Annotated in this window: 19 protein-coding genes and 1 pseudogene; 7 read left to right on the top strand and 13 right to left on the bottom strand. The window is 67.6% G+C overall.

Features of this window, described 5'->3' with window-relative positions; all coding sequences use genetic code 11:
• Nucleotides 1–141: 141 nt before the first annotated feature.
• From ASD37_RS28055 to ASD37_RS28030, 6 genes are read right to left on the bottom strand one after another with little or no spacing between them, the layout of a single operon-like run.
• Nucleotides 142–732: a DNA-3-methyladenine glycosylase I gene (locus ASD37_RS28055; RefSeq protein WP_056559595.1), complete on the bottom strand. Its 591-nt coding sequence runs from the start codon at nt 730–732 to the stop codon at nt 142–144.
• The gene (locus tag ASD37_RS28050; RefSeq protein WP_056559592.1) at nt 729–1,079 is read right to left on the bottom strand and encodes a DivIVA domain-containing protein; all 351 of its coding nucleotides are present in this window, start codon (nt 1,077–1,079) and stop codon (nt 729–731) included. Before ASD37_RS28050 ends, ASD37_RS28055 begins: the two co-directional genes overlap by 4 nt.
• A gap of 35 nt (nt 1,080–1,114) precedes the next feature.
• On the bottom strand, nt 1,115–2,065 hold the full coding sequence (locus ASD37_RS28045) for a glucosyl-3-phosphoglycerate synthase (protein WP_056559589.1): 951 nt from the start codon (nt 2,063–2,065) through the stop codon (nt 1,115–1,117).
• Entirely contained in the window at nt 2,062–2,937 is an 876-nt protein-coding gene (gene folP, locus ASD37_RS28040) for a dihydropteroate synthase (RefSeq protein ID WP_056559587.1), read from the bottom strand. The genes ASD37_RS28045 and folP overlap by 4 nt, the downstream gene beginning before the upstream one ends.
• Nucleotides 2,938–2,954: 17 nt before the next feature.
• Nucleotides 2,955–4,766 carry a long-chain-acyl-CoA synthetase FadD6 gene (gene fadD6, locus ASD37_RS28035; RefSeq protein WP_056559584.1) on the bottom strand — a complete coding sequence of 604 codons (1,812 nt, stop codon included), beginning with the start codon at nt 4,764–4,766 and terminating at the stop codon, nt 2,955–2,957.
• Nucleotides 4,767–4,796: 30 nt separating this feature from the next.
• Nucleotides 4,797–5,375 carry a TIGR00730 family Rossman fold protein gene (locus tag ASD37_RS28030; protein ID WP_235568578.1) on the bottom strand — a complete coding sequence of 193 codons (579 nt, stop codon included), beginning with the start codon at nt 5,373–5,375 and terminating at the stop codon, nt 4,797–4,799.
• A 90-nt stretch (nt 5,376–5,465) separates the two neighbouring features.
• Between ASD37_RS28030 and ASD37_RS28025 the strand changes: the two are divergent.
• The 4 genes and pseudogenes from ASD37_RS28025 to ASD37_RS28010 form a co-directional block, all read left to right on the top strand.
• A pseudogene (locus tag ASD37_RS28025) lies at nt 5,466–6,710 on the top strand (AAA family ATPase); the annotation flags it as partial.
• Between the two features lie 47 nt (nt 6,711–6,757).
• Nucleotides 6,758–9,115, top strand: a complete 2,358-nt coding sequence (locus tag ASD37_RS28020) for an EspA/EspE family type VII secretion system effector (RefSeq protein WP_056559577.1) — start codon at nt 6,758–6,760, stop codon at nt 9,113–9,115.
• Between the two features lie 6 nt (nt 9,116–9,121).
• Nucleotides 9,122–10,027 (top strand): hypothetical protein, encoded by a 906-nt coding sequence (locus ASD37_RS31745; protein ID WP_156721141.1) that lies wholly within the window; start codon nt 9,122–9,124, stop codon nt 10,025–10,027.
• A gap of 83 nt (nt 10,028–10,110) precedes the next feature.
• Nucleotides 10,111–10,944: a type VII secretion target gene (locus ASD37_RS28010; protein ID WP_056559571.1), complete on the top strand. Its 834-nt coding sequence runs from the start codon at nt 10,111–10,113 to the stop codon at nt 10,942–10,944.
• Here the strand turns inward: ASD37_RS28010 and ASD37_RS28005 are convergent.
• Together ASD37_RS28005 and dapE are read right to left on the bottom strand one after the other, a co-directional pair.
• Complete coding sequence (locus ASD37_RS28005) at nt 10,941–12,548, bottom strand: ABC-F family ATP-binding cassette domain-containing protein (protein WP_056559568.1); 1,608 nt, start codon at nt 12,546–12,548, stop codon at nt 10,941–10,943. The genes ASD37_RS28010 and ASD37_RS28005 overlap by 4 nt on opposite strands.
• A gap of 112 nt (nt 12,549–12,660) precedes the next feature.
• Nucleotides 12,661–13,728 (bottom strand): succinyl-diaminopimelate desuccinylase, encoded by a 1,068-nt coding sequence (gene dapE / locus ASD37_RS28000; protein ID WP_056559565.1) that lies wholly within the window; start codon nt 13,726–13,728, stop codon nt 12,661–12,663.
• Nucleotides 13,729–13,799: 71 nt separating this feature from the next.
• On the opposite strand from dapE, the gene dapD reads away from it, so the two are divergent.
• On the top strand, nt 13,800–14,750 hold the full coding sequence (gene dapD, locus ASD37_RS27995; RefSeq protein ID WP_056559562.1) for a 2,3,4,5-tetrahydropyridine-2,6-dicarboxylate N-succinyltransferase: 951 nt from the start codon (nt 13,800–13,802) through the stop codon (nt 14,748–14,750).
• Nucleotides 14,751–14,753: 3 nt separating this feature from the next.
• Here the strand turns inward: dapD and ASD37_RS27990 are convergent, their stop codons facing one another.
• The 3 genes from ASD37_RS27990 to ASD37_RS27980 all read right to left on the bottom strand — a co-directional run bounded on the left by ASD37_RS27990 (nt 14,754) and on the right by ASD37_RS27980 (nt 17,820).
• Nucleotides 14,754–15,911 carry a glycoside hydrolase family 27 protein gene (locus tag ASD37_RS27990; protein ID WP_235568577.1) on the bottom strand — a complete coding sequence of 386 codons (1,158 nt, stop codon included), beginning with the start codon at nt 15,909–15,911 and terminating at the stop codon, nt 14,754–14,756.
• A gap of 155 nt (nt 15,912–16,066) precedes the next feature.
• Nucleotides 16,067–16,411 carry a VOC family protein gene (locus ASD37_RS27985; protein ID WP_056559557.1) on the bottom strand — a complete coding sequence of 115 codons (345 nt, stop codon included), beginning with the start codon at nt 16,409–16,411 and terminating at the stop codon, nt 16,067–16,069.
• A gap of 2 nt (nt 16,412–16,413) precedes the next feature.
• On the bottom strand, nt 16,414–17,820 hold the full coding sequence (locus ASD37_RS27980; RefSeq protein ID WP_056559553.1) for an acyl-CoA synthetase: 1,407 nt from the start codon (nt 17,818–17,820) through the stop codon (nt 16,414–16,416).
• 36 nt (nt 17,821–17,856) lie between these two features.
• Here ASD37_RS27980 and ASD37_RS32070 point away from each other — a divergent pair, with 36 nt between their 5' ends.
• On the top strand, nt 17,857–18,459 hold the full coding sequence (locus ASD37_RS32070) for an NUDIX hydrolase (protein WP_056560032.1): 603 nt from the start codon (nt 17,857–17,859) through the stop codon (nt 18,457–18,459).
• Nucleotides 18,426–19,304 (top strand): endo alpha-1,4 polygalactosaminidase, encoded by an 879-nt coding sequence (locus ASD37_RS27970; protein ID WP_235568576.1) that lies wholly within the window; start codon nt 18,426–18,428, stop codon nt 19,302–19,304. The genes ASD37_RS32070 and ASD37_RS27970 overlap by 34 nt, the downstream gene beginning before the upstream one ends.
• A 2-nt stretch (nt 19,305–19,306) precedes the next feature.
• On the opposite strand, the gene ASD37_RS27965 is transcribed toward ASD37_RS27970, so the two are convergent.
• Together ASD37_RS27965 and pruA are read right to left on the bottom strand one after the other, a co-directional pair.
• The gene (locus tag ASD37_RS27965; RefSeq protein ID WP_056559546.1) at nt 19,307–20,269 is read right to left on the bottom strand and encodes a proline dehydrogenase family protein; all 963 of its coding nucleotides are present in this window, start codon (nt 20,267–20,269) and stop codon (nt 19,307–19,309) included.
• Nucleotides 20,270–20,272: 3 nt separating this feature from the next.
• Nucleotides 20,273–21,913, bottom strand: a complete 1,641-nt coding sequence (gene pruA / locus ASD37_RS27960; protein WP_056559543.1) for an L-glutamate gamma-semialdehyde dehydrogenase — start codon at nt 21,911–21,913, stop codon at nt 20,273–20,275.
• Nucleotides 21,914–21,918 lie beyond the last annotated feature (5 nt).

Here is a 21,918-nt window from a genome sequence, read left to right as displayed (position 1 = left end):
GAATGGTCCGTTCCGCGTCCGCGAAACGGGTCGGGGCCAAGACTGCCCACTCGGCGACAGCACTCGGCACTGAACTGATCTTTGAACCATTGTTCCCTATACCGGGCAGTCGGTGTGCAAAGACCCGACTTAGTACCCGACTTAGGCGGTCGCCGAGATGGCTGGAACCCAACACGACGCCAGGTGGTCGTCGACCATTCCGGTCGCCTGCATCAGCGCATATGCCGTCGTAGGCCCCACGAATTTGAAGCCACGGCGCTTGAGCTCCTTGGCCATCGCAGTGGACTCGGGAGTGACGGCGGGCACCTCGGTCATGGCACCGGGGCGCGGCCGCGACTCGGGGGCGAACGACCACAGCAGTTCGCTCAGACCGACGTCGAGGTCGTCGATCGCCCGCGCATTGGCGATGGTCGCCTCGATCTTGGCGCGGTTGCGCACGATCCCGGCGTCGGCCATCAACCGCTCGACGTCGCCGTCACCGAAGCGGGCGATCTCGTCGGCCTCGAAGCGCTGAAATGCCCGCCGGAAGCTGTCTCGCTTGCGCAGGATGATGAGCCACGACAGCCCGCTCTGAAACGCCTCCAACGTCATCCGCTCGAACAGTTCACGATCACCGCGTAGCGGCTGGCCCCATTCGGTGTCGTGGTAGTTGCGGTACAGCACCGAGTCGTCGGTCGCCCAGCGCTCACCGCTAAAATCCGCCCAGCTGCAACGAGTTCGACCGTCGCTCATGGCACGTGCGTCTCGGACTCGGCGACGGCGTCGGAATCCGGCACGAAGTCGTCGACTCCGTAGGCAGCACGGAGGGCGGCCACCTGGCCGCGCAGTTGGTCGACTTCCTGGCCGAGCCGGTCCAGCGCCCAGTCGACCTCGGCGGCCTTGTAGCCGCGCAGCGTCTGGGTGAACTTCAGCGCCTCCACGTCGGCACCGGTGATCTCCGAGGCCGGCAGCATCGTCGCGGTGGTCGCGCGCGGCAGCGGAGGCAACCGCTCCCCACGCCCGAACAGCACGCTGCCGACGCCGAACAGCACGACGGCGACCAGGATCAGTACGACCAGGTACAGCAGGATCAACGTCACGACGTCGATACTGCCTGAGTCCTATGACAGTGGGGTCAACGAGGGCGCAACGTGGCCATCGGCGGCCGGTCGACCAGGGACACCGTGGAGGTGCGGGCGGCGTAGTCCTCGCCGTCGGCGAAGAACTGGGTGAGGCCGACGCCAGAGTCCGGCACCCCGCAGCGCGACAGCAGCGTGGCGATCACCTGACGGCTCATCGCGGCCAGCTCGGTCAGCGGTCGGTTGCGGTGCGTGCGGACGCCGAGGTTCACCTGGGCGATGGCATCCAAGCCGAGACGGTCGTAGGTGTCGATCAGAAGCCCGATCTCGACGCCGTAGGCGGGTGCGAACGGCACCGAGGTCAGCAGTTCGCGGGTACCCGCGTACTCACCGCCCAGGGGCTGCAGCAGACACGTCAGCTCCGGGCGTAGCGCGGCCAGCAGCGGCCGAGCGACCAGCTCGGTGACCCGTCCACCGCCGTTGGCGTCCTCGCTGCCGCTGACCTTGAGCGGTCGGCGGTAGAAGCCCTTGACCAGGTGCACGCCGTCGGTCGTCAGCAGCGGGCCTAGCAGCTTCGGTACGAACATCGGGTCCGGGTCGATGAGGTCGGAGTCGACGAAGACGACGAGGTCACCGGTGGTCGCGGCGAGCGATCGCCACAACACCTCTCCCTTGCCGGGCTGCGGCTCGACTTCCGGCAGCGCAGCCTCACGACTGACCACCCTGGCCCCCGCGGCGACCGCGCGGATCTCGGTGTCGTCGGTCGAGCCGGAGTCGAGGACCACGATCTCGTCGACCAGTCCTCCGAGCAGAGGCGTGATGGTGTCGACCACCGAGGCGACGGTCTCTTCCTCGTTCAATGCGGGCAGCACCACCGAGATGGTCCGGCCGGCCTTGGCCGCTTCGAGCTCGGCGATGGTCCACTGCGGCCTGCGCCACGTGTGGTCGGTCAGCCAACGATGTCCCGCGATGGCCTCAACGGCGTCGAGTTCAGGTGTCAAGCTCATGCCAGTCCCCTTACGGTCCGCGTCGGTGGACGCACGCCCTGGATCGACGCGACCATTTCCAGGACGCGTCGAGTGGACCCCACCTCGTGGACTCGGAACATGGCTGCCCCCGCCTGCGCGGCGAGCGCGGTCGCGGCCAGAGTTCCCTCGAGGCGTTCGGTCAAGCCCACTCCCAGAGTCTCCCCGACGAAATCCTTGTTACTCAGGGCCATCAGGACGGGCCATCCAGTGTTTACAAGGTCTTTTACGTGGCGCAACAAACTAAGACCATGGTGAGTGTTCTTACCGAAATCATGCGTCGGATCGACGAGAACTGCGTTCCTTGCGACGCCCGCGGCGACTGCACGTTCGGCGGCCGAGGTCACCTCGGCGATGACGTCGTCCACGACGCCACGTTCGGACAACCCGTAGTTGACGCGAAACGGTCGCGTCCGAGGAACGGCCCCGCCGGTGTGGGAGCACACCAGCCCCGCGCCGAACTCGGCGGCGACGTCGACGAGTCCGGGGTCGGACCCGCCCCAGGTGTCGTTGATGATGTCGGCCCCGGCCGCACACGCCTGCTTTGCGACGGTGGCCCGCCAGGTGTCGACGCTGATCAGCTGGTCCGGGTAGGCGCCGCGGAGCCACTCGATGAACGGCACGACGCGGGCGATCTCCTCGTCGGCGTCGACCACGTCGCCGGGCCCGGCCTTCACACCGCCCACGTCGACGACGTCGGCGCCCTCCTCGACCACCCGATGCACGGCCTCCTTGGCGGCCTCGTCGGTGAAGTTGGCTCCGCGGTCGTAGAACGAATCCGGGGTCCGGTTGACGATCGCCATGATCATGGCGCGATCGCCCGCCACGGGACGGCCCAGAAACGTCGCCTGCATACCTCCCAGGCTACGGCTCAGTTCTTGGGGCGCTTGCCGTCCACGACCTCGGCGGGGTACTCGTCGTAGAACTCCACGTAACCCTCTTCGCGTCCGGCGAGCACGTAGATGGGGTCCTCGACCTTCCCCGAGTCCTCGTCACCCTCGCCGGAGTTGCCGCCGTAGCCCTCCTTGCGGAGGTCGACCTTCTGGCTCTTGAACGTCGAGGTGTGGGCGAGCGTCTCGGTGATCCTGACGAACAACGGCACCGCGTAGCCGGGCAGGTGCTCGTAGGCGGACTTGGCCAGCGCCTTGCCGTCGAACTCCTGGCCCTCCTTGAGCTGGATGGCCACCATGCCTGCCTTGCCGCCGGCGCCCTCCACCTCGACGCCGAACACCGTGCACTCCTCGACCTGAGCGTCCGTGGAGACGGCGGCCTCGACCTCGGTGGTCGCGACGTTCTCACCCTTCCAGCGGAACGTGTCGCCGAGGCGGTCGGTGAACGCGGCGTGCCCGAACCCCTGCGACCGCATCAGGTCGCCGGTGTTGAACCAGACATCGCCCTCCTTGAAGGCGTCGCGCACCAGCTTCTTCTCGGTGGCCTCGCGGTCGGTGTAGCCGTCGAACGGCTGGAAGTTGCTCACCTTCGACAGCAGCAGACCTGGTTGCCCGGTCTTGACCTTGCGGACGCGACCGTCCTCGCCGCGCAGCGGTCCGCCGGTCTCCTCGTCGTATTCGACGAAGGCGATCGGCGACGGGCAGATGCCAGTGGTCTTGTCGACGTTGAACACGTTGAGGAAGGCGGTGTTTCCCTCACTGGCGGCGTAGAACTCGCACACCCGCGCGATGCCGAACCGCTTGGTGAACTCGTCCCAGATGGCAGGGCGCAGCCCGTTGCCCGCGATGACGCGGACGCGGTGCTTGCGGTCGGTGGGCTTGGGCGACTGGTTGAGCAGGTAGGCGCAGACCTCGCCGATGTAGACGAACGCCGTCGCGTCGTGGCGGATGACGTCGTCCCAGAACTTCGACGCCGAGAACGACTTGCCAAGTGCCAGTGTCGATCCCGAGTTGAGCACCGAGGACAGCGCCACCGTCAGCGCGTTGTTGTGATAGAGCGGCAGGCAGCAGTACAGGGTGTCCTCGGTCGTCAACCGCATCCCGAGCCCACCGAACCCGGCCAGCGCGCGCAGCCAGCGGTAGTGGGTCATGACGCTGGCCTTCGGCATCCCGGTGGTGCCCGAAGTGAAGATGTAGAACGCCTTGTCCTTGGCCAGGACGGCGCTGGTGGTGGCCGGGTTGGTGGCCGGCGCCGAGACGGCGAGCTGGATCAGCTCGTCGAGCGTCATCAGCCCGTCGGTGTCGGCCTCGCTCTCGCCGATCGGGTCGATGAAGTCGTTCTCCGCGACCACCACCTTGGCCTTGAGCAAACCGATGCTGTGAGCAAGCACCTTGCCGCGCTGGTGGTAGTTGAGCATGCCGGCGACGGCACCGCACTTGACGACCGCGAGCATCAACAGCACCGAGTTCGGCGAATTGCGCAACATGACGCCGACGACGTCGCCGGGTCCGACCCCACGCGAAGCCAGTACCGCCGCGTAACGGTTGACGGTCTCGTTGGACTCGCGGTAGGTCAGCCGCTGGTCCTCGAACTTGATGAAGGTCTTGTCCGCGTAGCGGGCGGCGCGCTCCTGAAACACCTTGCCAATGGAGGTCTTCGCCGTCGGCCGCGCCAGGAAACCGGTCACGACGCCGCGCGCGATGACCGGCGCGTCCTTCAGTAGTCCAGGCAACCGCGGGGCGATGTCCAGGAGGCCGACGTTACTGCGGGTACCGGATTTCTCGTCGCTCACGACGCAACCATAACCGCGTCGTGGCAACGATCACACAAGTGGTGCACATGCGTCGAGCGCCTCCCCCACATCGGTGGCGACTATCAATCGATCGAGTGCGCCCGCGCCGACGTAGCCGGTGCCGACCAGGCCGCGCAGCCATGCGAGGAGTCCGTCGTAGTGGCCGAACGGGTCGAGCATGACAAGCGGCTTGTCGTGCATGCCCAGATAGCCCGCGGTCCAGGCCTCGAAGAACTCCTCGAGCGTGCCGATGCCGCCGGGCAGCACCAGGAACGCGTCGGCCCGGTCCTCCATGACCTGTTTGCGCTGGCGCATGGTGTCGGTGACGATCAGTTCCTCGGCGTCGACGTCGGCGAGTTCGCGGTGGACCAGCGCCTTCGGGATCACTCCGACGGTGCGCCCGTTGTGCGCCCGGGCGGCTCCTGCCACCGCACCCATGGCGGAAACGTTCCCGCCGCCGGACACCAGTGTCCAGTCGCGGTCGGCGATCGCCTCCCCCACGTCGGAGGCCAGCTTCAGCAACTCCTGATGCGTGGGGCCGGAGGCGCAATAGACGCAGACCGCCCAGGGGCCTCGAGGTTCTGAGGATTCTGAAATTTCTGCGGGCACGCGAGCAAGGTACCGCGAGACGCCGGTCGTCGATTTCACCGATGGAGGCGGGTGCGATCGCCATACACTGCGGCGGTGTCCGACGGACCAGATGGGACGGCCTCAGCCGCCGAGGCATTGGCGCGGGGCGACCTGGCCACCGCCGAGGAGTTGGGGCGCGCGGCACTGGGCGACCACGACTCGCTCGCGACCCGACTGATCCTGACCCAGGCGTTGGCGTGGCAGGGCCGGGGACGCGACGCCGACGCAGTGCTGTCCGAAGTCGACGAATCCGCCTTGGACGACCCCGATTTGATCGCGTGGGCGCTGCCGCGCGCGGCCAACCAGTTTTGGATGTTGGATCAGCCAGAGCGGGCGACCGCGTTCCTGCGGTCGGTGCGCGGCAGGGTCACCTCGGCCGGCGCCGGAGCGACGCTGGACGCGTTGCTTGGAACGTTCACGATGAACGCAGGCAGCCCGGAACGTGCGATTCAACTGGCGCGCGAGGTCCTGAGCTCACCGAATGCCGACCAGCAGGCCGTCGGCTGGGCGGCCTCCGCGGCGGCGCTCTGCAACGCCAGGATGGGCAACTTCGCCGACGTCGACGCACTTGCCGATCGCGCGATCGCCGCGGGCCATCCCGGCCTGCTGCGCTTCACCAGCGCGTTCGGGCAGACCATCACCATGGTGATGTCGGGTGACATCGACCGCGCTCAACGCCTGGCGGAGGAACTCGTCGACGCGTCGCCACCGTCGCACCCGAGCCACGCGATCGGTCAGCTCCTGGTCGCCGACGTGTTGATCGCACGCGGTGACGCGGACCTCGCGGTGCCGATGCTTGAGACCGCGGCCGCCGCGCTGGCCCCGACGGGATACTCCTGGGGGCCGCTGGCGTGGATGTTGTTGGCCCAAGCGCTCGGCCAGCTCGGGCGGACAGCCGACGCGGGCCGCATCCTGGCGAAGGCCGAGGCCCGCCACGGACTCAAGTCGATGCTGTTCGCGCCGGAGCTGTCGGTGGCGCGGGCGTGGACGGCGGCGGCCCGCCGAGACGGGCCGGGCGCAGTCAACGCGGCGCGCGAGGCGGCCCGCGCGGCCGAGCGGGGTGGCCAGTCAGCGATCGCCCTTCGAGCACTCGTCGACGCGGTGCGCCTTGGTGATCTGCGCGCCGGCGACGCCATCGACCGCTTGAACGTGACTTGCGTCGTCGGCCCGCTGGCACTGGCTTACGCGCGGGCGTTGACGGCGGGAGACGCCGACGCGCTGCAAGAGGCCGCTGCCGGTTTCGAGGCAATCGGCATGCGGGGGGTTGCCGCGGATGCCTTGCGGCAGTCGCAGAGTTGCCGCGTTGGCGGGTAGCCAAGCGGACTTAGAATTGGGCGGTCGAGCGATCAAGGGGGCTGTCGGTGGGTGTTCTGGACGGGTTCATCTCGACGTGGTCCAACGCGCGCGAGACCTTCGGCCAGGGCGTTCCAGCCACGGGTGAGCAGTTCGACAAAAGCGGCCCGCTGACGACGATGCAGTCCAACGTGGAGTCGGCCGCACCAGGGTCGCGGTGGACGGGCGCCGGTGCCTCGGCCTATCAGACCGCCAACGCCGACCACGGCAAGGTGTTCGCTCAGCTGGCTGCCCTGGACAAACAATTGAGCAGCCACGTCACCGCGTCCTCCGAAGTGGTGGCGGCGGGGCGCCAGAACTTGGACACGATCCGCAAGTGGGTCGTCGACAGCGCGGCGGCGGTGCCCCCTGGCAAGAACCACGACCAGATGGTCATGCAGATCGTGAACAAGGGGTTGGGGCAGCTCCGCGAGATCGTCACCAAGTCCAACGGGGACCTCGCCACCATCGGCGGCAAGATCCGCGGGCTTGGTGGGGAGTACGACGCGCTGGGGAATCAGAAGCTCGCTCCGAAGGAGGGGGTCGGTGACGGCGTTCTCGGCGATGACAAGGGCAAGGACGAAGACGAAGATAAGAAGTCGCCAAGCGAGCAGGGCGCGGCGGACTCTGAAGCGCTTCAAAACGGAACGCTGACACCCGAACAGAGCGAACGCCTCGCCAACAACACTCAGCTCACGCCTGAGCAAAAGGGCGCTCTGGACAACGGGAGCCTGAACCTGCCGCCCGATCAGATGTCGTATCTGCAGGGCTTTTCGCGCGAATTTGGAGACAAGACACCCACTGAGATCAAGGCGATCATGGACGCCTCCGGAACAGACGGAGGCAAGGTCGCGGACGCGTTTCAGCTGGCGTCAAACCCGAACATCCACACCGGGCTTCCGGAGACGGACCCTCCGTCGATCGACCAGCCGTCCGGCGGTGGCAAGTACGCGCTCCCCGATGGCGTACAGAAAGTGCTCGACGGTCCCGCGATGACGCAGCCCATGACGAGTGGTGTGTTCGAGGACGGTCGATGGATTGTTCCTCCGGAACCGGATGGGCCATTGAAGCCGGCGCCGGGCTTGAATGACCTCGCGAACATCGTTCAGCAAGGCGACCGCAGTCTGCAGCACGGCACTGCGCTGGATTCCGGACTCATGGCGAAAAGCCAAGAGATGCTTGATATCTCGAACAAGCATTCCCAACTAGGCCCGACGGACGACCCGCCGCGTTGGTATCACGACAACGTTGACCCGACGCTGCAGAACATGCTGAACGCGGTCAACAAGGACGACATTGTCATTCATGACGCCGTGACCGGTCCAGGCAGCGAGAAGTTCTTGAACGACCTGACCAACCACCAGTGGCAGGACGACGGGCTGGCCGCGGGTGGGCTCTTCGACTGGGTCGGCGAGGACGCAGCCAACGATCCGACCGGCCGTGCCGCTCAAACCGCCCACGCCCTCGCGGAGTACACCAGCAGCCATCACGCGGATCTGCTCAACCTGGAAAGCACCCGGGGCTATACGGCAGAGGGACAGTCGCTTGGTCAGGTCAATCCGGAGCTCACCCGCGACTGGGCCCGAGCATTCTCGCCGTACTTCGACGACATGGTGGGCAACAACACCGGCGGCAACGACGCGCTCTTTGCACCGCTGGACCCGGCTGATGGAACGAAAACGGAACCCACCAACACCCGGCAGCTCATGAGCGTCTTGATGTCCGACCAGCCGCCGATGGACCAAGAGCCCGGATCGGGGGCACCGCAGACCGCAAGCGAGATCCTCTTTGACAGCACGCAACAACACGTTCACAAGGCATTCGAGAACGCGGCGCTGTCCGCGATGCCTGGCGGTCCCGTTAACGACGACTTTGCGATGCAGTCCGCCGGCAGACTGCAGGCCGCGCTCAGCCTCGGAAGCTTCGACGAGGCCGCGTCCCGGTTCCACAACACGTTCGAAGCCCAGCACGCGTCGTGGGAACTGCAGGGCAAGCTCTACGATCTTGGCGCTGGCGCCGTCGACCAGTTCGGCGCGCCGGGCACTGCCGCCAGCGACATCGCGTCGTTCACCAAAGACTTCGTCATCGGCCCGGAGCCGGTCGAAGGGAAGCCCCCCAACGTGACCATTCCGGGCACCTTCCCCACCGAACGATTCATGGCAGAAGTGTTGGCCAACAACGGTGCCGGAAACATGGCCGCACTTGATGGCATCTATCAGAACGGGGCTCTGAATCCGGCGCCAAATCAGACCGGTGATGCAACCTACGGCGCATACCACAATGCGATCGGCGCGTATCTGAACTCAGTCGGGCAACCGGGCGACATCGACAATCTCATCCAGTCCTACTGGAACATCTATACCTCGTCCGTTGTCGGGGCGACCTAAGCTTCGATGACCATGAAGAAATCGCTAGCGATGGTCACTTCCGTGGCGCTACTCAGCGCGTGCGCTCCATCACCCCAGAAGCCCGACGTCCAGCCATCAAAGCCCACGGCAGCCGAGCAGGACTATCCGAATTGGCCTGCGACACTCGACAACTTCCGCTTTCAATGGTCTGCAGAGCCGGGCATCGACCTCAGCACGGGACCGGGTGTGCTCATTCGCGCCTACCTCGAGTCGTACTCCGTAGCCACGTACACATTCAACTTGGACAATTCGTATCCAGGTTTTTTGCGTGCTACGCCGCACAATGCGGACTCGAATGACCCGGGCTCACTGATACAACTCACCGGCGTTCGACCACTGGGCGATGGATACACCATGACGCCGAAAGATGCCCGCCCCCGCTACGGTTTCGTACCGAACCACGTTCTCGAAATAGCACCGTTGGGGGATGGTTACGAAGCCACTGTGTGCACCGCCGAGTACGCCAGCTTCATCGAAAGCACGACGAAGCCAGGACATTTCGTGTCTGTCGCAGCAGACGACAAGACGGGCAAGCCGCTCGATTCGGGCCCCGCCGCAGGTGTCTACGTCAAGCGTCTCGACTTCACCCAGCACGATCCGGCCGTCGGACTAACGCCCCCCCAGCCGCCAAGCACTCCACAGATCGGACCAGCGCCCGCACCGAGCGGAGACGTGTTCGGCAACTGGTTCGTCACGGCGAGCAGCGTGAAGTTCTGGGGACCCGTGGGACAACCCGACCAGCCGCTATTCCCGACACCCGAACTCCAGCAGCGCTGCGCTGACAGCATGCCGCAGAACGAGGCGGAACGTACGGAGATGATGACCGGATACAAGGACGCACCCCCACCACACGGTGATGCGATTCCGGGCTGGCCCGCCGAGTCGAAATGACGTGAGCGCAGCCGTCAATTGCCGCGACGGCTGAGGCCCACCCGGCAATAGAATCGGTTGACGCGCACCAAGAGAGGACCATCATGGGCGGCAAGTTCACCCTCGACAGCGCCGGCCTGACACCGCTGGCTGAGATCCACTCGCAGGTCGCCTCGGGGCTGGCAGAGCTGACCGGGGCGGGCGGCCCGCAAGCCGCCGACGTGGCCAAGTCCTTCGGCAACATCGCGTTCTCGGTGAACAACGCGCTCGACGGTGTGACCCAAAGTCGCGGCAACACACTGCAAGCCACCAAGGGCTCCAGCGACACCATCGCCGAATTGCTCGGCAAGGCCGAGAAGCTCTACGCCCAAGGTGACCAGGAAGGCGCGGCCAAGCTCAGGGCCGCGGCCGAGACGCTGGAGGGTTCCGGCCCCGGCGGTGGCACCGGCGCTCCCGGGGGTGGGGCCGCAACGGGTGCCGGTGGGGCAGGCGCCGGAGCGGCCGGTGGCGGCGGCGCCGAGATGGCGGGTCAGATGGCCAGCCAGGTCGGGCAGCAAGTCGGACAACTCGCCCAAGGCATGGCCCAGTCGATGCAGGGCCTCGCGCAGGGCCTCACCCAACTGCCCCAGCAGATCATGCAGGGCATCCAGGGCATGGCCGGCTCGGCGGGCAAGGGCTCCGACGCCGAGACACTGGCCAAGGCCGCCGAGGAGAAGGCCAACGGCGACAAGGCCGATGACCCCGAAGAGCGCAAACGCAAGGAGGACGAAGACGCCGCCAAGCGCGCCGAGGAAGAACGCGCTCAGCAGCGACCTCCGGCTCAGACCGAGGGCGCGCAGCCAGGCCGCGGCACCGAGGGCGGACCTGCCCCCGTGGCCCCGCCCGCACCCGAGCGTCCGCAGCCCGCGCAGACCCGGCCGCAGCAGTTCCCGCTCTAGAACAGAACGCCGTCGGCCAGATGCAACCTGCGCTGGACGCCGATCGCCGCGAGGAAGCTCTCGTCGTGACTGACCACCACGAAGGCGCCTCGATACGCGTTCAGCGCAGACTCCAACTGGCCCACGCTGACCAGGTCGAGGTTGTTCGTCGGCTCGTCGAGAAGCAACAGCTGCGGCGCGGGTTCGGCGTTGAGCACGCAGACCAGCGTCGCCCTCAGCCGCTCCCCGCCTGACAATGCCGCCACGGGTAGGTCCACGAGATCACCGCGAAAGAGGAACTGCGCCAACAGATGCATGCGTCGGGTGTGCGTCAGGCTCGGCGCGAACGCGGCCAAGCTCTCGGCGACGCTGCGAGCCGGGTCGAGCAGGTCGAGCCGCTGGGACAGGTAGGCGATCCGCCCGTCCGCGCGGTGTACCTCACCCCGGTCCGGCACCACCTCACCGCTGACGAGTCTCAGAAGCGTCGACTTTCCCGCGCCGTTGCCTCCGGTCAACGCGATGCGTTCCGGTCCGCGGATGTACAGGTCAATCCCCATGTCTGCGAACAGGTCACAGTCGCCGACACAAATTTGAAGACCACGAGCGGCGAGTACCGTGCGGCCCGCGGGGACGTCGGTGTCGGGTAGGTCCAACACGATGACGTCGTCGTCGCGCACGGCACGCTCGGCCTGATCGAGCCGGCTTCTCGCGTCGTCGACGCGTTTGGCGTGGACGTCGTCGGACTTGGCGGCCGACTCCTGGGCGTCGCGTTTGAGCTTGCCCGCCACGATCTTCGGCAAGCCCGCGTCCTTCACGTTGCGGGCTGCGGTGCTCGAACGCTTCGCCGCGCGCTCGCGGGCCTGCTGCATCTGACGCTTCTCGCGCTTCAACAGCTGCTCGGCGTTGCGGACGACGGACTCCGCGGCCTGCTGCGTCGCGTCGAGGGCAGCCTCGTACTCGGTGAAAGTGCCTCCGTAGAAACGTATCTCGCCGTGCCGCAACTCGGCGATGCGATCCATTCGGTCGAGCAGGACCCGATCGTGGCTGACTATCAACAGCGTCCCACCGAAGTCGTCGAGCGCGGAGTACAGCCGCCCGCGGGCCGCGGCGTCCAGGTTGTTGGTCGGCTCGTCGAGGAGCAGGACGTCCGGGCGCCTCAACAGCTGCGCAGCCAAACCGACCGACACCACTTCCCCGCCGCTGAGAGAACCGAGGGGCCGATCCATCGCCAGCTGCGCGAGGTCCAGCCGGTCGAGCTGGGCCCGTAGTCGCTCTTCGACGTCCCAGTCGTCACCGATTTCGGTGAACACCGCGTCGGAGGCGTCGCCGGCGGCCAGGGCGTCCAGCGCCGCGATGACGGGCGCGACGCCAAGGACGTCGGCGACGGTGCGGTCGGCCTCGAACGGCAGCGTCTGCGGAAGGTACCCGACCGTGCCGTCGACGACGAGGCCTCCGCCTGTTGGATGCAGTTCTCCCGCAACGAGTTTGAGCAGCGTGCTCTTGCCTGCGCCGTTGGGTGCGACCAGGCCGGTACGGCCACCCGGGACGGTGAAGGACAGGTCGACGAACAGCGGAGTGTCGTCGGCCCAGCCGAAGGACAGATGTGACGAAACGATGGAAGACATGAAAGAGCTTTCTTGCTGGTGCCCTGACATGTGGGCACGCGACGACGACGGAGAAGTGGCCCCGAACTATCCGGAGAGGTCGTCACCCAGCATGTGTTCCATGTTAGCGGCGTCAGTCAAGCAAATATTGGCGCAGCATCGCGGTGGCCGCGGTGATCTGCGTGACGTCCACGCGCTCGTCGACCCGATGGGCCATGTTGGGATCGCCGGGACCGTAGTTGACCGCCGGTATGCCGAGCGCGGCGAAGCGGGCGACGTCGGTCCACCCGAACTTGGCCCGCACCTGCCCCCCGGCCGCCCGCACCAGCGCGGCAGCGGCCGGCTTCGTCAGACCGGGAAGCGCCCCGGGAGCCGCGTCGGTGCGCTCGATCTCGACGTCGAGTCCGTCGAGCACCTCGCGGACGTGTGCGTCGGCCTGCTCGACGCTGCGGTCGGGCGCGAAGCGGAAGTTCACCGTGACCGACGCCGCGTCGGGGATGACGTTGCCGGCGATGCCGCCGTCGATGCGGACCGCGGACAGCCCCTCGCGGTACGTGCAGCCGTCGATCTCTACGCTGCGCGCCTCGTAGGACGACAGCCTGTCGAGGACGGCACCCAGCTTGTGAATGGCGTTGTCGCCCAACCACGATCGCGCCGAGTGTGCCCTGGTGCCCGTCGCACGGACGACGTGGCGGACGGTCCCCTGACAACCAGCCTCGATGAAGCCACCGGACGGCTCGCCGAGAATCGCGACGTCAGCCTGCAGCCAGTCCGGCAGCTCGCGCTCGATGCGGCCGAGGCCGTTGGCGCTGGACTCGATCTCCTCGCAGTCGTACATCACCAACGTGATGTCGTGCGTCGGTTCGGCGATGGTGGCGGCCAGGTGCAGGAAGACCGCGTCGCCGGCCTTCATGTCCGACGTGCCGCAGCCGAACAGCTCGTCGCCGACGCGGCGGCTGGGCACGTTGTCGGCGGCGGGCACGGTGTCGAGGTGACCGGCGAGCAGCACCCGCGACGGCCGTCCGAGGTTGGTCCTGGCCAGCACGGCGTCGCCGTTGCGGATCACCTCGTATCCGGGTGCCTGGGCCCGCAGCGCGGCCTCGACCTCGTCGGCGATGCGCTGCTCGTGCCGCGACTCGCTGGGGATGTCCACCAGGGCAGCGGTTAGGTCGATTGGATCAGCACGTAAGTCCAGGCCCACAGTCGTCGAGGTTAGTTCCGGCGGGCAGGAGCGAAGCGACCGGGGATGACAATCCAGTAGCCTTTGGGACCGTGACTTCAGCATCAGGCGTAGGCGTGGCGACCATCTCGGCCGAGGGGACGATTCTCGACACGTGGTTCCCCGAGCCGGAGATCGGCGAGGACGGCGACGCGACGACGGGAACCAACCGGCTGTCGGTGGCGGAGGTGACCGAGGAGCTCGGCGCGCTGACCGGGCGCGACGACGAACGCGACGTCGAGACGGTCATCGTGCGCACCACCATCGCCTCGCTGGACGACAAGCCGGTCGACGCGTTCGACGCCTACCTCCGGCTGCACCTGCTGTCGCATCGCCTCATCCAGCCGCACGGCGCCAACATGGACGGCATCTTCGGGCACCTCGCCAACGTGGTGTGGACGAACTACGGCCCGTGCGCGGTCGAGGGGTTCGAACTGACGCGCGCCCGGCTGCGCCGGCGTGGACCGGTGACCGTGTACGGCGTCGACAAGTTCCCCAGGATGGTCGACTACGTGTTGCCCACCGGCGTCCGGATCGCCGACGCCGACCGGGTGCGCCTCGGCGCCCACCTGGCGCCAGGGACGACGGTCATGCACGAGGGCTTCGTGAACTTCAACGCCGGCACGCTCGGCACCTCGATGGTCGAGGGCCGGATCTCCGCGGGCGTCGTGGTCGGCGACGGCTCCGACGTCGGCGGCGGCGCGTCGATCATGGGCACGCTGTCCGGCGGCGGCAAGGAAGTCATCTCGGTGGGCAAGAGTTGCCTCCTTGGCGCCAACTCCGGGCTCGGCATTTCACTCGGGGACGACTGCGTCGTCGAGGCGGGCCTCTACGTCACGGGCGGCACCAAGGTGACCACCTCGGACGGTCAAACCGTGAAGGCCAAGGAACTGTCGGGTGCCAACAACCTTCTGTTCCGGCGCAATTCGCTGTCGGGTGCGGTCGAGGTGGTCTCGCGCGACGGCACCGGCATCACCCTCAACGACGCCCTGCACAAGAACTGACGCCTAGCGGCAGCGCGACACCCGAAGCATCGCGACGCCGTGCGCCGGAACGGTTTCGGCCACGTCCCCCTTCGTCGTCACGTCGGCGTGCTGCCACAGATCACGGACGGTGAAGCACTGGCTGCCCGACAGGCCGACGGCATGGGCGTCGGTGTGAATGGCGACGGGTTCGGCGTCGGAGTTGAACAGTGCCACCGCCACCGAACCGTCGGCCAGTGGCTTGACGATGATCCTCGGATCCGCCAGTAGCGATAGTCCCTGCAACACCAACGGATCCTGGTCGACCGCGATGACGTCGCGGTTGGTCAGGATCTCCCGGGTGTCCTCGTCCATCGTCCGCACGTCGTTGCCCGCCAGCAGTGGCGCGGCCAGCATCGCCCACAGCGAAAAGTGCGCGCGCTGTTCGACATCGGTCAGGTCGGGCCGTTGCGGCCCCAGTGCCATGGTGGGATGCCCGCGGACGAACTGCGACCAGCCGATGCCGACGACCAGCATGTCCGGATCGTTGACGTGCCTTGGCCCGTCGTGCGGGGCACTGGGGCCGGCGGCCGCGAACGCCTGGCTGACTCCCGCGAGCCCCGCGGCCCACAACTCCTTGTCACCCCACGCGGGCACCAGATCCATGGCGTCGCGGCTGACGTCGGCGATGTGGGACCAGTCGTACTCGGTTCCCGCGTCGGTGTCCCCCGAACTGTTGGGGTTGATGCTGTAGCGGATGTGACGACCGCTGGCCCGCAACGCATCTCGCATCGCGGCGAAGTACTTCACCTGGTCGCTGTGGCCGGCGTCCAGCCGGCACCAGTCGTACTTCAGGTAGTCGACGCCCCACGCGGCGAACGTCCGCGCGTCGGCTTCTTCGTGTCCGGCGCCGCCGATCCGCGGGTCCTGGCCGCACCCCTGGTTGAACGGACTGTGATAGATGCCGAGCAGCATGCCGCGGTCGTGCGCGTAGGCGGCCACCGCCGCGATGCCGTGGGGAAACCTGACGGGGTCGGCGCGAAGGTCACCGTTCGCGTCGCGGGTGGGTGCGGCCCAGCCCGCGTCGAGGTTGACGTAGCGGTAGCCCGCGTCGCGCATGCCCGAGGACACCATGGCGTCGACGGTCTCCTCGACGGCCCGCTCGGTCAACGGGATTCCGGAGTTCCACGAATTCCATCCCATTGGAGGAGTTTCGGATGGGCGTGGTTCGGGAGCAGGCGACGCACACCCGGCCAGCACGGCGACGCAGACCACCAAGCCCCACAGTCGACGCACGCGGCCATCCTGACATCGCGATCTGTGGATCGGTTTCGAAGAAGCTGTGGACCCGCCGCGCGTTAGCCCTTACCCGACAGCACGCAGAACTCGTTGCCCTCCGGATCGGCCAGCACGACCCATGATTGGTCGCCCTGACCGACGTCGACGCGGCGCGCGCCGAGGGCGAGCAACCGGTCCACCTCGACCGCCTGATCGTCGGGGGTCAGGTCGAAGTGGATGCGGTTCTTCGTCACCTTGCGGTCGGGTACCTCGAGGAACAACCAGTCCGGACCCGTGGCCGAACGCAGGAGGACGTCGCCGTCCTCGTCGGTCTCGGCGGGCCAGCCGAGCACCTCGGACCACCATCGCGCGAGTGTTTCCACGTCGGCAGCGTCGATGCACACCTCCGACAACCTCAGACCCATGATCAATCCCCTTGCGTCAGTTCCTTCTTCATGACCTTGCCCATCGCGTTGCGAGGCAGGGCATCGACGATCCGCACCTCGCGCGGGCGCTTGTGCGCCGAGAGTTGTCCGGCGACGAAGTCGATCAACGCCTGGGGCTCTGCCGACCCCACCACGAATGCGACGATCCGCTGGCCGAGGTCGTCGTCGGGCACTCCGACCACCGCGACCTCGACGACTCCGTCGTGCCCGAGAAGTGCCGTCTCGACCTCGCCCGCACCCACGCGATATCCGCCCGACTTGATCAGGTCCACCGACTCGCGCCCGACAATGCGGTGCATGCCGCCGGAGTCGATCACGGCGACGTCGCCCGTGCGGTACCAACCGTCGTCGCCGAGCGCCGCGGCGGTGGCCTCTGGAAGGTTCAGGTAGCCGTCGAACAGCATGGGGCCCTGAACCTCAAGGCGCCCAATGGATTCCCCGTCGTGGGGTACCTCGGCACCGTCTTCGCCCGTCAGCCTGGTCTGCACGCCGGCCACCGGCAGGCCCACCCAGCCCGGCCGCCGTTCGCCGTCGGCGAGGGTGCTCAGCGTGATGAGCGATTCGGTGCTGCCATAGCGTTCGACGGGCGGGTGTCCCGTCAGCTGGACCAGCCGGTCGAAGACGGGCACGGGCAGCGGCGCGCTGCCCGACACCAGGAGCCGGGCCGAGGACAGCGCCAGCGCCGCGTCGAGGTCGCCTGCAATCCGCGACCACACCGTCGGGACGCCGAAGTACAGCGACCCGGCGGCCTCCGCGTACGCGGCCGGCGACGGCTTTCCGGTGTGCACCAAACGATTTCCGATGCGCAGCGCCCCCAGCAGGCCGAGGATCAGCCCGTGCACGTGAAACAGCGGCAGACCGTGAACCAGGGTGTCGTCGGGCGTCCAAGCCCACGCCGCGGCGAGCGCGTCAATGTCGGTCGCGATCGCCCGTCGACTGATCAGCACGCCCTTCGGCGGACCGGTGGTGCCGGAGGTGTACATCACCATCGCGATGGCGTCCGGGGACGGCTCCGCGTAGCGATGCCACGACCGCGCATGCAGGCGCACCGGGACGTGCGGAAGTCCCTCGGTCTGCTCGGGCAGCTCCCCCAGCCACGCCTGCGCACCGGAGTCGCTCAGGATGTGCCTGCGTTCGGCCTCGCCGACGTCGGCGGGCACCGGCACGACGGGGACACCCGCGATGAGGCATCCGGCGATCGCGAGCACCGTGGTGGCGGTGGGCGTGGCGAGCACGGCGATCCTGCTCGCTCCTCCGACGCGTTCGGCAACCGAGGTCGCCGCGCCGACGAGGTCGCTGCGGCTCAGGCTCACCCCGCCGATGCGGACGGCGTCGGCGAGATCGTGTCCGGCGGCCACGGCCGACGGATTGAGGGAGGCCAATAGCACAACCGTGACGCTACCGTGGGCGGCGATACTGGTCAGGTGGATCCCGTTGAACGCGTCAGCTCGCGTGAGGTATATCGCAATGCCTGGATGATCATTCGCGAGGACGACATTCGAAGGCCCGACGGCACCCTCGGCATCTACGGCGTCGTCGACAAGCCGACGTACGCCCTGGTGATCGCCCGAGACACCGCGGACGCGAGGAGCGATCAGGCAGACGCGGACGTGGGGAGCGATCAAACAGGCGACCGCTACCGGCTCGTCGAACAGTTCCGCTACCCCATCGGATTGCGCCGATGGGAGTTCCCGCAGGGCACCGCCCCGGGAACGTTGGAGGGCGAACAGCCGCCACCCGCCGAGCTCGCCGCCGACGAACTGCGGGAGGAGACCGGGCTACGCGCCGAGTCGATGGTGGTGCTTGGCCAGCTCGACGTCGCGCCAGGGATGAGCAGCCAGCGGGGCTGGGTCTTCCTCGCGACCGGGATCACCGAGGGCGAGCACGAACGCGAGCTGGAAGAACAAGACATGCACAGCGAGTGGTTCACCGGCGACCGGATCGACGAGATGATCGTCGACGGCACCATCACCGACGCGCAGACGATCGCGGCGTGGATGCTGCTGCGGCTCGCCGACCGCCGGTGAGCGGCCGACTTTCCGCATTGCTGCTCGCGGTGGCCGTGCTGTCGGGCTGTTCGGCGCCCAACCCGCCCACCCCGGCCGCCCCGGTCGTCCCGCCTACCTCGTCCGCCCAGCCCGCCCAGGTGCGCCTGCCACCCGTCTCGGGGTCCTTCGACTATCAGCTGGGAGGCGCCGCCGACATTGCCGGGTTGGCCGTCGTCGCTCGCGACGCCACCGCCGCGCCGATGCCCGGGGCCTACAACGTCTGCTACGTGAACGGGTTTCAGACCCAGCCCGGTGACGGTGACCGCTGGCTCCGCGACTACGGCTCGGCTCTGCTGCGCGACGCCGACGGCGAACCCGTCACCGACCCCGACTGGCCCGACGAGTACGTGCTCGACCCGTCGACCGCACCACAGCGCGCGCTGATCGTCGACGCGCTGGGACCGCTGCTGTCCGGCTGCGCGGACAAGGGTTTCGACGCCGTCGAGGTCGACAACTTCGACACGTTCACCCGGTTCTCCAGTGTCGACCGGGCCGGCGCGATCGAGCTGGCGCGTTCCTTCGCGGGCATCGCCCACGGCCGCGGGTTGGCGATCGGTCAGAAGAACGCCGCCGAATGGACCGAAATGGGCCGCCACGACGTTGGTTTCGACTTCGCCGTCACCGAGGAGTGCGCGACGTACCACGAATGCGATCGGTACCGAAAGGTGTACGGGGAGCACGTCTTGCAGATCGAGTACACCGACGACCTGCCCATGCCGTTCCGCGACGTGTGCAGTTCACCGGACCGGGCGCCGCTGACGATCCTGCGGGACCGCGACCTCGTCGCACCGGGACGTGAGGGTTACGCGTACGAGCAGTGCTGAGGTCAGCGCCGCCGCTCGGCAAGCGCCCGTAGGAAGAACGTCAGGTTGGCTGGCCGCTCGGCGATGCGGCGGACGAAATAGCCGTACCACTGCGTGCCGAACGGGACGTACACCCGGACGTGGTTGCCCTCCTCGGCGAGCCGTCGCTGCTCGCCGTCGCGAATGCCGTAGAGCATCTGGTACTCGAAGTCGTCTACCCCTCTGCCGAATTCGCGCGCCATGGCGGGCACGGCATCGACGATCGCGGGGTCGTGCGATGCCACCATCGGATAGCCGTCCCCCGCCATCAGCACGCGCAGGCATCGCAGATAGGAGTCGGTGACCGCCTCGGCGTCGCGGTAGGCCACCGATGCGGGTTCGTCGTACGCGCCCTTGCAGAGCCGAATTCGCGCGCCGGCGGCGGCGAAGTCCTTGCAGTCACCCTCGGTTCGCTTCAGATAGGCTTGCAAAACCGTTGCCAACCAAGGGAAGTCGCCACGCAGATCACGCACGATCGACAACGTCGAATCGGTGGTCGCGTGGTCCTCGGCGTCGACTGTCACCCAGATGCCCGCGTCGCGCGCCTTGGTACAGATGAGGTGGGCGTTCTCGAGGGCGATCTTCTCGCCGTCGCGGGGCAGCGCCTGCCCCAGCGCCGACAGTTTCAGCGAGACCTCCAGCGGCCGCGGCCCGTCGGCCACCTCGTCGCGCTGACCGAGGGCGTCCAACAGTTCGGAGTAGGCCCGGACGGTGGCGTCGGCCGCGTCGGCGTCGGTGACGTCCTCACCGAGGTAGTCGATCGAGACCAAGCGGCGCGAATCACGCAGTTCCGCAACCGACGTCAGCGCATGCTCGACGGTCTCACCAGGGACGAAGCGGTGCACCACGCGCCGGGTCACGGGCATCCGCTCGGCGGTGCGGCGGAGCCCGTCGGACCTGGCGGCGGCCAAGATCGCGGGGCGGGCGAACTGTTGGAAGACACCCATCGGTCAGCCCTCCATGTGGGGGTAGTCGTGACTGACCGGCGCCACGAAGGTCTCCTTGATCGAGCGTGCCGACGTCCAGCGCTGCAGGTTCAGCGGAGAACCGGCCTTGTCGTTGGTGCCCGAGGCCCGCGACCCGCCGAAGGGCTGCTGCCCCACGACGGCACCGGTGGGCTTGTCGTTGACGTAGAAGTTGCCCGCCGCGTGGCGAAGTCGCTCCTGGGCGGTGAGCACGGCGCTGCGGTCGTCGGCGATCACCGCGCCGGTCAGACCGTACTTGGAGCCGGAGTCGACGACACCGAGAACGTCGTCCCAGCGGTCGTCGTCGTAGACGTGGACCGCCAGAATCGGGCCAAAGTACTCCTGCGAGAACGCCTCGTCGGTCGGGTCGTCGGACAGCAGCACCGTGGGGCGGACGAAATAGCCTTCGCTGTCGTCGTATTCACCGCCGACCGCCACGGTCACCCCCGCCGCACCCTTCGCGCGTTCGATGGCGTTCACGTTCTTGGTGAAGGAGCGTTCGTCGATCAGCGCGCCACCGTAGTTCGACAGGTCGGACACGTCGCCGTAGGAAAGTTTGTCGGTGGCGTCGAGGAAGTCGTCGCCCATCTGCTGCCACACCGACCGCGGCACGAACGCACGCGAGGCCGCCGAGCACTTCTGCCCCTGGTAGTCGAAGGCGCCCCGAATGAGGGTGGTGCGCAACACGTCTGGGCGCGCCGAGGAATGTGCGACGACGAAGTCCTTGCCGCCGGTCTCGCCGACCAGCCGCGGGTACGTGTCGTAGCGCTCGATGTTGGCGCCCACTTCGCGCCACAGGTGCTGGAACGTCGCGGTCGACCCGGTGAAGTGGATGCCGGCCAGCCGGGGGTCGGCGAGCACCACCTCGGACACGGCGAAACCGTCACCGGTGACGAGGTTGATCACGCCGGGCGGAAGACCGGCCGACTCGAGCAGCTGCATGGTCAGGTAGGCCGAGAACGTCTGCGTGACAGACGGTTTCCACACCACGGTGTTGCCCATCAACGCCGGGGCGGTGGGCAGATTGCCTGCGATCGCGGTGAAGTTGAAGGGCGTGATCGCGTAGACGAAACCCTCGAGCGGACGGTACTCGGTCCGGTTCCACACGCCGGGCGAGCTGACCGGCTGCTGCGCCATGAGCTGCCTGGCGAAGGCGACGTTGAACCGCCAGAAGTCGGCGAGCTCACACGACGCGTCGATCTCGGCTTGGTAGGCGCTCTTGGACTGGCCGAGCATGGTGGCCGCGGCGAGCTTGGCCCGCCACGGTCCGGCAAGGAGGTCCGCAGCGCGCAGGAAGACGGCGGCCCGCTCATCGAACGGCGTCGCCTCCCATGCTCGTTTGGCGTCGGTCGCGGCGGCGACGGCGGCGGTCGCCTCGGTGTGCCCGCCGTTGGTCAGGGTGCCGAGCACCGCGCTGTGGCGGTGCGGCTGCACGACGTCGACGCGCTCACCGGCGCCCATCGTGTGCTTGCCGCCGATCACGTGCGGCAGGTCGACCGGGTCGGCCGCGTTGAGCGCGCTCAGCTCGCGCAGGAGCGTCGCGCGCTCCTGGCTGCCTGGTGCGTATTCAAGCACCGGCTCGTTGGCGGGGACGGGAACGTCGGTGACGGCGGAGAAAGCGCTCATGTGAT

The organism is Mycobacterium sp. Root135 (genome assembly GCF_001426545.1).
In the GTDB taxonomy this organism is placed as follows: domain Bacteria; phylum Actinomycetota; class Actinomycetes; order Mycobacteriales; family Mycobacteriaceae; genus Mycobacterium.
The sequence above is the reverse complement of the archived record's forward strand: the minus strand, read 5'-3'. Positions and strand labels throughout refer to the sequence as shown.

Bases quoted from the DNA above. Each gene is read 5' to 3' on its own strand.
- ASD37_RS28045 (WP_056559589.1), bottom strand. From the start codon at position 2,065: ATGAGCTTGACACCTGAACTCGACGCCGTTGAGGCCATCGCGGGACAT.
- ASD37_RS28005 (WP_056559568.1), bottom strand. From the start codon at position 12,548: ATGTCTTCCATCGTTTCGTCACATCTGTCCTTCGGCTGGGCCGACGAC.
- ASD37_RS27985 (WP_056559557.1), bottom strand. From the start codon at position 16,411: ATGGGTCTGAGGTTGTCGGAGGTGTGCATCGACGCTGCCGACGTGGAA.
- ASD37_RS27990 (WP_235568577.1), bottom strand. From the start codon at position 15,911: ATGGGATGGAATTCGTGGAACTCCGGAATCCCGTTGACCGAGCGGGCC.
- pruA (WP_056559543.1), bottom strand. From the start codon at position 21,913: ATGAGCGCTTTCTCCGCCGTCACCGACGTTCCCGTCCCCGCCAACGAG.
- ASD37_RS28055 (WP_056559595.1), bottom strand. From the start codon at position 732: ATGAGCGACGGTCGAACTCGTTGCAGCTGGGCGGATTTTAGCGGTGAG.
- folP (WP_056559587.1), bottom strand. From the start codon at position 2,937: ATGCAGGCGACGTTTCTGGGCCGTCCCGTGGCGGGCGATCGCGCCATG.
- ASD37_RS28010 (WP_056559571.1), top strand. From the start codon at position 10,111: ATGGGCGGCAAGTTCACCCTCGACAGCGCCGGCCTGACACCGCTGGCT.
- ASD37_RS27965 (WP_056559546.1), bottom strand. From the start codon at position 20,269: ATGGGTGTCTTCCAACAGTTCGCCCGCCCCGCGATCTTGGCCGCCGCC.
- ASD37_RS31745 (WP_156721141.1), top strand. From the start codon at position 9,122: ATGACCATGAAGAAATCGCTAGCGATGGTCACTTCCGTGGCGCTACTC.